The organism is Psychroserpens sp. (assembly GCF_036960315.1).
In the GTDB taxonomy this organism is placed as follows: domain Bacteria; phylum Bacteroidota; class Bacteroidia; order Flavobacteriales; family Flavobacteriaceae; genus Psychroserpens.
The window spans coordinates 468,879-479,429 of sequence record NZ_JBALVR010000002.1 but is presented as its reverse complement, the minus strand read 5'-3'; the positions used below and the strand labels follow the sequence as shown (position 1 = coordinate 479,429).

At 34.2% G+C, this 10,551-nt stretch carries 7 protein-coding genes and 2 rRNA genes; 6 read left to right on the top strand and 3 right to left on the bottom strand.

Features of this window, described 5'->3' with window-relative positions; all coding sequences use genetic code 11:
- The 3 genes from V7719_RS05805 to V7719_RS05795 all read left to right on the top strand — a co-directional run.
- A 23S ribosomal RNA gene (locus V7719_RS05805) occupies positions 1–160 on the top strand; the annotation flags it as partial.
- A 125-nt stretch (positions 161–285) separates the two neighbouring features.
- Positions 286–393: ribosomal RNA gene (gene rrf / locus V7719_RS05800) — 5S ribosomal RNA — on the top strand.
- Positions 394–484: 91 nt separating this feature from the next.
- Positions 485–2,920 (top strand): helix-turn-helix domain-containing protein, encoded by a 2,436-nt coding sequence (locus V7719_RS05795; RefSeq protein WP_335728930.1) that lies wholly within the window; start codon positions 485–487, stop codon positions 2,918–2,920.
- A gap of 56 nt (positions 2,921–2,976) precedes the next feature.
- Here the strand turns inward: V7719_RS05795 and V7719_RS05790 are convergent, their stop codons facing one another.
- From V7719_RS05790 to V7719_RS05780, 3 genes are all read right to left on the bottom strand, one after another.
- On the bottom strand, positions 2,977–3,747 hold the full coding sequence (locus tag V7719_RS05790) for a T9SS type A sorting domain-containing protein (RefSeq protein ID WP_335728929.1): 771 nt from the start codon (positions 3,745–3,747) through the stop codon (positions 2,977–2,979).
- Positions 3,748–3,760: 13 nt separating this feature from the next.
- Positions 3,761–5,215: an SUMF1/EgtB/PvdO family nonheme iron enzyme gene (locus V7719_RS05785; protein WP_335728928.1), complete on the bottom strand. Its 1,455-nt coding sequence runs from the start codon at positions 5,213–5,215 to the stop codon at positions 3,761–3,763.
- Between the two features lie 234 nt (positions 5,216–5,449).
- The gene (locus tag V7719_RS05780; protein WP_335728927.1) at positions 5,450–6,592 is read right to left on the bottom strand and encodes an acyl-CoA dehydrogenase; all 1,143 of its coding nucleotides are present in this window, start codon (positions 6,590–6,592) and stop codon (positions 5,450–5,452) included.
- Positions 6,593–6,684: 92 nt separating this feature from the next.
- Between V7719_RS05780 and V7719_RS05775 the strand changes: the two genes are divergently transcribed.
- From V7719_RS05775 to nhaD, 3 genes are all read left to right on the top strand, one after another.
- Entirely contained in the window at positions 6,685–7,743 is a 1,059-nt protein-coding gene (locus V7719_RS05775) for an anhydro-N-acetylmuramic acid kinase (protein ID WP_335728926.1), read from the top strand.
- A 152-nt stretch (positions 7,744–7,895) separates the two neighbouring features.
- Complete coding sequence (locus V7719_RS05770) at positions 7,896–9,122, top strand: Glu/Leu/Phe/Val dehydrogenase dimerization domain-containing protein (protein WP_335728925.1); 1,227 nt, start codon at positions 7,896–7,898, stop codon at positions 9,120–9,122.
- 9 nt (positions 9,123–9,131) lie between these two features.
- Positions 9,132–10,526 carry a sodium:proton antiporter NhaD gene (gene nhaD / locus V7719_RS05765; protein WP_335728924.1) on the top strand — a complete coding sequence of 465 codons (1,395 nt, stop codon included), beginning with the start codon at positions 9,132–9,134 and terminating at the stop codon, positions 10,524–10,526.
- Positions 10,527–10,551 lie beyond the last annotated feature (25 nt).

The following is a 10,551-nucleotide window of genomic DNA, read 5'->3' as shown; positions in this document are numbered from 1 at the left end:
CGTTGGGAAAGGATAAGCGCTGAAAGCATATAAGCGCGAAACCTACCACAAGATGAGATTTCTTTAAAGGGTCGTGGAAGATTACCACGTTGATAGGCTATAGGTGTAAAGGCAGTAATGTCATAGCCGAGTAGTACTAATAACCCATAGGCTTATTGTACACCTGTTTTTTTATAAAGTTCAATGAAATATTATGTTTTTTATGTATGAATGACGTCTGACGTCCTTTTTTCAATATGTTATTATATACGGTTAAGTAGATTTATCTACACACACCGAAAGATTTAAGGTGATTATTGCGATGGGGCTCACCTCTTACCATTCCGAACAGAGAAGTTAAGCCCATTTGCGCCGATGGTACTGCATTTGTGGGAGAGTAGGTCGTCGCCTTTTTTGAAACCCTTTTCATATTTTTATGAAAAGGGTTTTTTGTTTTTTATATTTATAGGATAATTTATCAATACTTCATTTTCGATACTAATTTATGACTATAAACAAGGATTTAGAATTAGCTTGGGATTTTGTCAATAATACTGATAGAAACGTATTCCTAACAGGGAAGGCAGGAACGGGTAAAACTACTTTTCTACATAAATTAAAATTCGAATCCTTGAAGAGAATGGTTGTAGTTGCTCCAACAGGGGTAGCCGCAATTAACGCGAAAGGTGTTACAATACATTCTTTCTTTCAGATGCCTTTTGGCCCAATCTTACCAAATGAGAACCTAGAAGGTTCTTCAAGTTTCACAAGGAAATTCAGTAAAATAAAAATTAATATCATCAAATCTTTAGACTTGCTAGTCATAGATGAGATTAGTATGGTTAGAGCCGATTTACTTGACGGAATTGATCAAACATTAAGGCGTTTTAGAAATAGAAACCTTGCCTTTGGAGGTGTCCAACTATTAATGATTGGTGATTTGCAACAACTATCGCCTGTTGTGAAAGAAAATGAATGGCAGTTATTAAAACCATTTTATAAAAATGCCTATTTTTTTAGCAGCTTAGCCTTCCAAAAATGTCATGCTATTACTGTAGAACTTAGACATATTTATAGACAGGATAACCCGATATTCATTAATATCCTTAATGAAGTTAGGACTAATACACTATCTCAATCATCAGCAAATGAGTTAAATAAACGATTTCAACCAGATTTTTCACCTCATGATAATGAAGGCTATATTTTTTTAACTACACATAATAATAAGGCTGAACGTGTTAATGTTTCTGAACTTGAGAAATTAAAAAATAGTTCTCAAGTTTATTCAGCAAATATTGAAGGTAAGTTTCCAGAATTCTCATTTCCAAATAAAGAACAGCTAGTTTTAAAAGTTGGTGCCCAAGTTATGTTCATTAAGAACGATAGCTCTGTTGATAAGAGGTATTTCAATGGTAAAATAGGGAAGGTCGTTCTTTTAGATAATGATGAAGTTGTAGTTAAATGTCCGGATGATGATTTTAATATTATAGTTACACCAGAAGTTTGGGAGAATATCAATTACAATATTGATGTTGAAACCAAAGCGATAACAGAGCACAAAGTTGGTTCTTATACACAAATACCCTTGCGATTGGCATGGTCTATTACAATTCATAAAAGCCAAGGTTTAACTTTTGAAAAGGCAATTATAGATGCTCAAGGCGCTTTTGCTCATGGACAAACTTATGTGGCGTTAAGTAGATGTAAAAATCTCGAAGGTTTAGTTCTTAAAAGTAAAATTGATTCAAGTCAGATTATTAGTGATACTAACGTTAAAGATTTTACTAGGGAAGCTGAAGAAAATCAACCTGATGAATCGGTTCTACAACGATCTAAAGTTAAATTTCAATTGAATTTAATATCAGAATTATTTGATTTCTATAAGTTTTTGTATCCTGTGAATCGTGTCTTAGATATCTACTATAAAAACCGTGGAAGTATAGAAGGAAACATAGAAAAACCTTTGATTTCGATTAAGGATTCTATAACAAATTTGCTAAAAGTGGCTAATGGTTTTAATGCTCAACTTAAAGAATTATGCGATAGCGAAAGCGATCCAGAAAAAAATATTTTACTTCAAAAGCGCTTTAATAAGGCAATTGATTATTTCAATGAACAAACAAAAACTAATATACACGATACATATAAATCTTTGGGGTTTACTACAGATAACAAAACTTTAGAAAAAGATATTACAAAGCATTTAGATACATTCGAAGAATTATTGTCCACTAAACAGCTTTATTTCCATGGAATGACTGAAGGTTTTAGCATATTAAACTTTTTAGAATTAAGAACTAAATCTGTGTTTTTAGCAAAAGATAAGCCTAAAAAAGCTAGAAAAATTGCGATTGATGGTACCACTAATCTAGAGCTCTTTGAGTTACTTCGCGAGCTTAGAAATACAATTGCCCAAAGAGAGGATCTAATCCATTATCAGATTTTTACTCAAAAGGCATTGTATGCCATGTGTGAAACCCTGCCTATCAGCACAAGTGATTTGAAGCAAATTCATGGTATGGGTAAAACAAGGATTGAAAAGTATGGGGCTGAAATTTTAGAAGTCGTAAGAGCTTATTGTGAAGAAAATGATATTGAAACATCAATGAGTAGTGAAATTTTCGAAAAGCCTAAACTAAAACGAAAAAAAGGAGATACTAAGAAAGAATCTTTGGCTCTATTTCAATCTGGAAAATCTATTGAAGATATTGCAATTGATCGTGAGCTTAATATAAATACAATCGTAGGTCATTTAGCTAGTTTTATGTCTTCCGGAGAAGTTAAAATCACCGATTTAATTTCTGAAGAACATTATAAAGAGTTAAAAAAACTTATTCCGAAGTATACCTTCGAGAATCTTTCAGATTTAAAACATCAAATAGATGACAAGTATACCTTTGCTGAACTAAGATTAGTAATCGATTCTATAAAATCATAAACCAGCATTTCAATTTTATAACTTAATTGATATGCTGGTTTTGAATTAATGGAGAATTATTTTTTGATTATTAACCGCTTTGTAACACTCCCATTATCTGAGAAAATGTTCAAGAGATATATTCCATCCGCTAAACTTGAAACATTTAAACTATTATTGCTAGACAATTCGATTCTTATTTTTTGTCCTGAAATATTGTATAAATCTACAGATGATATTATAATACCATCATTTGGTTTTATATTCACAATTTGACTTGCGGGATTTGGATATAACAATACATCCATTTTGATTAGTTGTTCTACAATGTCTAATGTAAAATCTGCCGTAAAAAAATCTACTGCAAATCCATCGCCAATTCCACCTTTGAATAAATCACTTATAAAACCTTGAAACAATAAACCAATGATTAACTCATTGTCAGCTCCATCACCACTATTACCTGAAAATAGTATAGCCAAATCTTGTCCATTGAGAACTGTTTGATAGTTGTTTTGAGAAAACCCATCTCCAGAACTCCCATAATACAAATTGTTTATTTGAACACCTAAAAGTGTTAATGCTTCAATTTTTTGAGTAAATCCATCTCCATATCTACCATTATAAATATCAAAAGGAGTATTTGAAAGGGTTAATTGATTGTTAGTTACATCAAAACCATCACCCGAACTACCTTGATAGAGCACAGAAACAGATGCAATCTCTCCACTTAGCCTACTGCCATTAAGTACAGACCAATCACTTCCATCGTCTGATCCACCTTGATATTGTGCATTAGCATGACTAGTGAATAGAAATATTACAATAATAAATATTTTATTGTTCATAATCCATTATCTTTTAATTAGCTGATCGTCCACCTCTAAATCCTAATCGATTGTTACCATTAGCAATACTGGTTGCAGCATCGTATCTATCAGAAACACGTATAAAATCTGACGAGTTGAAATAACTACCACCTCTATACCCAATGCCTAATGGCGTTGTTGGCCAAGTTGGAACATTAGCAATACCTGAAGCTGTTAAAATACCATCTCCATGATTTGCAGTAAATGCTCTTCCTTCTGGATTACCTACAGATATGCAACGCTCATATACATTACCACTCAATTCCATAATGCCGAAATAACTTCCTCCCGTTTCTTCTCTTGTTTTATTAATGGCACTAGCAGCAAAAATACCATTACGAATAGGGCCACCTATAGTACCGTTTGTTTCTGCATAAATCATGTTTCCAACGCCTTCTTCTGGGTTAGTAACTAACTCTGTTGGTGTACCTTCATTTGCATATATATAATCAATAGTTGCAATGTTAGAATTGCCCCATGCAAATTCTCCTGGCTTAGGCGCAATAGGCCCTCTACATGCTTTCTCATATTCTAATTCGGTAATAGGTCTTAAGCCTGCCCAATCTAAGTAATTAATGGTGCTCATAGTGGGTACATGATTTAGTGCCAAATCTGGAGTGGTTGTTGTAGCATTTACACTTCCATCTGGCCATGAAATGGTATTTCTATTTAATTCAGAATCTTGATTTTTACCATTGGGGCCAGTAACATCATTATTAGTTTTTTGCGTTTCAGTTAAGGTATTGAAAAAGCTCACCCAATGGCCTTGACTCACTTCATATTTCATACAATAAAAAGCACTAAATCCTTTTGGGAATACTGCTGGTATTGGTCCCAATCGATCTCCTGGACCGTTTCCAGCTGGAATATCGTAGTAGAGGCTGGAACCGCCAATACCTACTGATATTGCGTTTTCAGAGCTCACATTATAAGATAGTAATGGTTGAATTGTATAAAATTTTCCAACTTCATTACCACTTGTACCTCCAACAGCAAATGAACCTTCTGGTACATATACCATTTCAATTGCAAATACCTGAATATCTATTATGTCGTTGGTGTCAATAGAACCGTAGTCCCATCGTAGACGCATATTTTGTAAGTTTAAGTCGCCACTGCCATCACTATCTCTGTAAACAAATGCTCCTGTACCATCACTTGCAACATCTATTGCGCTGCCTGAGGCCGCAACAAAATTGGATGAATTTAATTGTGCATGTGCCCATTCACCACTGTTTACTCGATATTTTATAAATACCCATGCCGCATCCCAATTTGAGGGTCCTGCACTTAATCTCCAAGAGTTTTCCCAGCTTAAATCAAATTCTACTTGAACCCAATCTGGGGCATTTAAGTTCTCTAATGAAATATTACTAACGTTAATGTTGTTCGCATTTGAAAAGAAGAAAGTAATGCATGCTAATAGTAATGTGATTTTTGATTTCATGATTTTAAAGTTTGATTATATACTTTGGTGTTTTTTTCTAATGAATGTAAACATGCTCTTTTAAATTATTTTTAGAACAGTTTTATTAGGATGCTTTCAGATGTCATGTGTGTAATTAAAAACGCCATATGATTATCCTGAGATTGTATGTGAAACGCGAGGTGAAAATAATTGTAAACACAAAAAGGCTCAACTATTAGGTTGAGCCTTTTTGTGTTATTATTAAGATGTTACTTATCCTTTAATCACACCTCTAGAAATTACAATTTTTTGAATTTCTGAAGTTCCTTCATATATCTGTGTGATTTTTGCATCACGCATTAAACGCTCAACATGATATTCTTTAACAAATCCGTTTCCACCATGTATTTGAACCGCTTCAACCGTTTGTTCCATGGCAACTTTACTCGCATATAGTTTTGCCATTGCACTAGACATATCATAGTTGTTTCCTTGGTCTTTATCCCAAGCAGCTTTCATCACTAGCATACGGGCAGCTTCAATTTCGGTATACATATCTGCCAATTTAAAAGCAATGGCTTGATGATTGCAAATTTCAGTTCCAAAAGCTTTACGCACTTTAGAATATTTAAGAGCTAATTCATATCCTCCTGCAGCAATTCCTAAGGCTTGTGCTGCAATACCAATACGTCCACCAGAAAGTGTTTTCATAGCGAATTTGAATCCGAATCCATCATCACCAATTCTATTCTCTTTAGGAACTTTAACATCGTTAAATTGTAGGGTATGTGTATCACTTCCTCTTATTCCTAACTTATCTTCTTTTGGTCCAATATCAAATCCTTCCATGCCTTTTTCAAGAATAAAAGCATTAATTCCGTGATGCCCTTTTTCTCTATCGGTTTGAGCGATCACTAAATACACTTCTGCTCTACCACCATTTGTAATCCAGTTTTTTGTGCCATTAATAACATAATGATCACCTTTGTCTATTGCAGTTGTCGCCTGAGATGTGGCATCACTTCCAGCTTCAGGTTCACTTAAGCAAAATGCTCCAATACATTGACCAGTAGCTAACTTTGTTAAATACTTCTGTTTTTGTTCTTCGTTACCGTAAGCTTCTAAACCATAACATACCAATGAATTATTTACAGACACCATAACCGAAGCCGAAGCATCAATTTTTGATAGTTCTTCCATAATTAAAACATAGGAAATCGCATCCATACCGCTTCCGCCATATTTAGGGTCAACCATGATTCCCATAAACCCAAGCTCACCCATTTTACGAACTAATTCTTCAGGAAAAGTCTGTGCATTGTCACGTTCTATAACGCCAGGAAGTAATTCCGTTTGCGCAAAATCGCGAGCTGCATCGCGAATCATAATATGTTCTTCGGTTAAGCTAAAATCCATGGTGTGTGTGTATTATTGAATTGATAAAAAATGATGGCAAAGATAACTTTTTATTAGCATATTTTCAATGAGTATTGTTATTTTTACTGAATATGATAAAATCTAAGTACAATGTTATTGGTGTGATGTCTGGAACATCTCTAGATGGAATTGATTTGGCACATATCACTTTTGAAATTGATAGAATATGGACCTTTAAAATTCATAACTCTGAAACTGTTTCATATACAGAAGATTGGAAACAAAAGCTTTCTAATCTTGTCAATTTTGATATGGAAGTATTGAAAAAAATTGACGAAGACTATACTATTTATTTGTCGGATGTTATTAATGATTTCCTTCGGAAATATCAACTCCATAACATTGATGCAATTTGTTCTCATGGACATACTGCGCTTCACCAACCAGAAAACAACATCACATACCAGATTGGAAATCTACCTAAAATTTCTGAGCTAACAAATCATTTGGTTGTTTGCGACTATAGAACACAGGATGTTAAGTTAAATGGTCAAGGCGCACCTTTAGTGCCCATTGGTGATCGTTTATTATTTTCAGAATATGACTATTGTATCAATTTAGGTGGTTTTGCTAATATCTCATCAGAACTTGAACATAAAAGAATAGCCTATGACATCTGTCCTGTCAATATAGTTATGAATCGGTTTGCTAATGCATTGGGTTATGATTTTGATAAAGGTGGAGAGATTGCTAAAACTGGACATATCAATCAAAATATATTAAACCTTCTCAATGATTTAGACTTCTATTCAGTAATACCTCCAAAATCTTTGGGACTCGAATGGGTTGATACATTTGTTTTTCCGATTTTGGAAGCATCAAAACTTTCCGAAGCCACTATTCTTAGAACCTTTATTGAGCATATTGCCATACAAATAGCAAATGCTATACAGACTAATTCTAAAGTTTTATTTACTGGCGGAGGAACTTATAACGATTTTCTTTTGGAACGGATTAAAGCCCAAAAAGTATTTGAGTTGATTGTTCCTTCCGATGAGATTGTAGAATACAAAGAAGCTCTAATTTTTGGACTGCTAGGCGTTTTAAAACTAAGAGGTGAAGTTAACTGTTTGTCGACTGTTACAGGAGCAGATTATAACCATTCTTCAGGAGACATATATTATCCTTAAAATAATTGTAAAATTAATATATACCGATTTTTAGTTTTTTATATTTGTTACAACTAATCAATTAAACTTTTTACAAATGAATCAGCTTTAGCTTCTCTATCAATTGCCATAAAATCTTTTTAAATGAGTTCATAATGATTCAATGTATATAAATGAAAGAGTTACTAAAAAAATACGAGGATAAAACCCCAGAAATTATTTTTAATTGGAGAGATCCAGAAACTGAAGCCGAAGGGTGGACTGTCATTAATTCACTTCGTGGAGGAGCAGCAGGCGGTGGAACAAGAATGCGTAAAGGCCTTGATATGAATGAGGTTTTGTCACTTGCAAAAACTATGGAAGTGAAGTTTACTGTTTCGGGACCAGCCATTGGAGGCGCAAAATCCGGAATTAATTTTGACCCGAAAGATCCAAGAAAAAAGGGTGTTTTAGAACGTTGGTACAAAGCTGTATCACCTTTACTTAAAAGTTATTACGGTACAGGAGGAGATCTTAATGTTGACGAAATTCATGAGGTGATTCCTATCACAGAAGAGAGCGGCGTTTGGCATCCACAAGAAGGTGTTTTTGAAGGACATTTTAAACCAACTCAAGCCGATAAAATAAATCGTATTGGTCAATTGCGTTATGGTGTGATTAAGGTGATTGAAAATCCGAAATATTCGCCTAGCGTTGCCAAAAAGTATACCGTTGCAGATATGATTACCGGTTACGGTGTTGCTGTAGCTACAAAACACTTTTACGATATTCATGGTGATTCTATCTACGGAAAACGAGCCATTGTTCAAGGGTTTGGTAATGTCGGAGCAGCAGCTGCATTTTATTTAGCACAAATGGGAGCTAAAGTAGTTGGTATTATTGATATTGTTGGAGGATTAATAAATGAAGACGGGTTTTCTTTGAAAGAAATAACCGATTTGTATCTAGATAAAACAGGCAATAGTTTAGAGAGTGAACACCTGATTCCATTTTCAGAAATGAATGAAAAGGTATGGTCGCTTGAAACTGAAATTTTCGCTCCATGTGCGGCTTCCCGTTTAATTACCCGAGACCAAATTGATCAAATGATTAGTACTGGTCTGGAAGTGATTTCATGTGGCGCTAATGTACCTTTTGCAGATAAAGAGATTTTCTTTGGAAGCATTATGGAGCATACAGATAATAAGGTGAGTCTTATTCCAGATTTCATCTCTAATTGTGGTATGGCAAGAGTTTTTGCCTATTTTATGGAACGTAAAGTCCAAATGACGGATGAGGCTATTTTTAATGATACTTCAGAGACCATTAGAAAAGCATTACAAGAAGTTTACAATAAAAATCATACAAGAACAGGCATAAGTGAAACTGCTTTTGAAATTGCCTTAACTCAATTAATATAAATACCCTTTATGGAAGCGATTATAATTATAATATTTGTACTTGGTTATTTAGCCATTACTGTTGAACATAGTATTAAAATTGACAAACTTATTCCTGCTTTAGTTATGATGGCTATAAGTTGGGCACTTATTAGTTTGGGTATAGATTCGTTTCCGCAGTGGTTTGATTCTGCAAACCATGGTTTGGTTGAAGGGTTTTCAGATTTAGATCATGAGAATAAGATGCATTGGATGGAAGAAACGTTACTTCACCATCTCGGTAAAACTGCTGAAATCCTAGTCTTTTTATTAGGTGCAATGACTATTGTTGAAATCATAGATTATTTTGATGGTTTCTCAACTATTAAGGGCTTTATCAAAACGAAAAGTAAAAAGAGAATTCTTTGGATTTTTGGATTTTTAGCATTTTTCCTTTCTGCAATTATAGATAACTTGACGGCTACCATTGTATTGATTTCAATACTTCAGAAGCTTGTTAATGATAGAAATGTTCGTATTTGGTATGCAGGTTTAATTATAATCGCTGCAAACGCAGGAGGCGCATGGTCGCCAATTGGTGATGTGACTACAACGATGTTATGGATTGGTAAAAAAGTAACCACAGGGCATTTATTCGTGTACCTATTCTTACCTTCTCTTATCTGTATGTTGGTTCCGTTTTTTGTAGCCTCTTTTATGAAACCTTTTCAAGGAAATTTGGAGCAAAGTGGAAACGATAATGATAAACCAAAAAGTAAATTTAGCTCTACAATGCTATACTTAGGTCTTGGAGGTATTGTATCGGTTCCAATTTTTAAAACCATTACTCACTTACCACCATATGTTGGTATGATGTTAGCATTAGGTGTCGTTGCTATCTTTGCTGAAATATATAGTAATTCAAAATTTAGTATCACCAGTCATGATTCTGAAGAAAGTGATGCGCATGCACATCACAGTCCTGTGCATCATTCGTTGTCTAAGATTGAATTACCAAGTATTCTGTTTTTCCTCGGAATATTAATGGCTGTTGCAGCTTTAGAATCTTTAGGAATCTTATTTGGTTTTGCAGGTACATTACAAGAAACGATGCCAATGATGCAAACAGAGATAGACCCTAATGGTGTTTCAGATTTAGTAGTTCTACTTCTTGGAGTCGGTTCTGCGGTAATTGATAACGTACCACTTGTAGCTGCAAGTTTAGGAATGTTCTCTGAACCTGTTGATAACCAGCTATGGCATTTTATTGCGTATTCTGCTGGTACAGGTGGTAGTATGTTGATTATTGGTTCTGCGGCTGGTGTAGTGGCTATGGGAATGGAGAAAATTGACTTTTTCTGGTACTTTAAAAAAATATCATGGTTAGCACTTATAGGTTTTCTAGCTGGTGCAATTGTCTTTATGTTTACAAGAACAATCTTTTAAAATACATACTTTACTAAGAAAACGA

Bases quoted from the DNA above. Each gene is read 5' to 3' on its own strand.
- V7719_RS05795 (WP_335728930.1), top strand. From the start codon at position 485: ATGACTATAAACAAGGATTTAGAATTAGCTTGGGATTTTGTCAATAAT.
- V7719_RS05790 (WP_335728929.1), bottom strand. From the start codon at position 3,747: ATGAACAATAAAATATTTATTATTGTAATATTTCTATTCACTAGTCAT.
- V7719_RS05785 (WP_335728928.1), bottom strand. From the start codon at position 5,215: ATGAAATCAAAAATCACATTACTATTAGCATGCATTACTTTCTTCTTT.
- V7719_RS05780 (WP_335728927.1), bottom strand. From the start codon at position 6,592: ATGGATTTTAGCTTAACCGAAGAACATATTATGATTCGCGATGCAGCT.
- V7719_RS05775 (WP_335728926.1), top strand. From the start codon at position 6,685: ATGATAAAATCTAAGTACAATGTTATTGGTGTGATGTCTGGAACATCT.
- V7719_RS05770 (WP_335728925.1), top strand. From the start codon at position 7,896: ATGAAAGAGTTACTAAAAAAATACGAGGATAAAACCCCAGAAATTATT.
- nhaD (WP_335728924.1), top strand. From the start codon at position 9,132: ATGGAAGCGATTATAATTATAATATTTGTACTTGGTTATTTAGCCATT.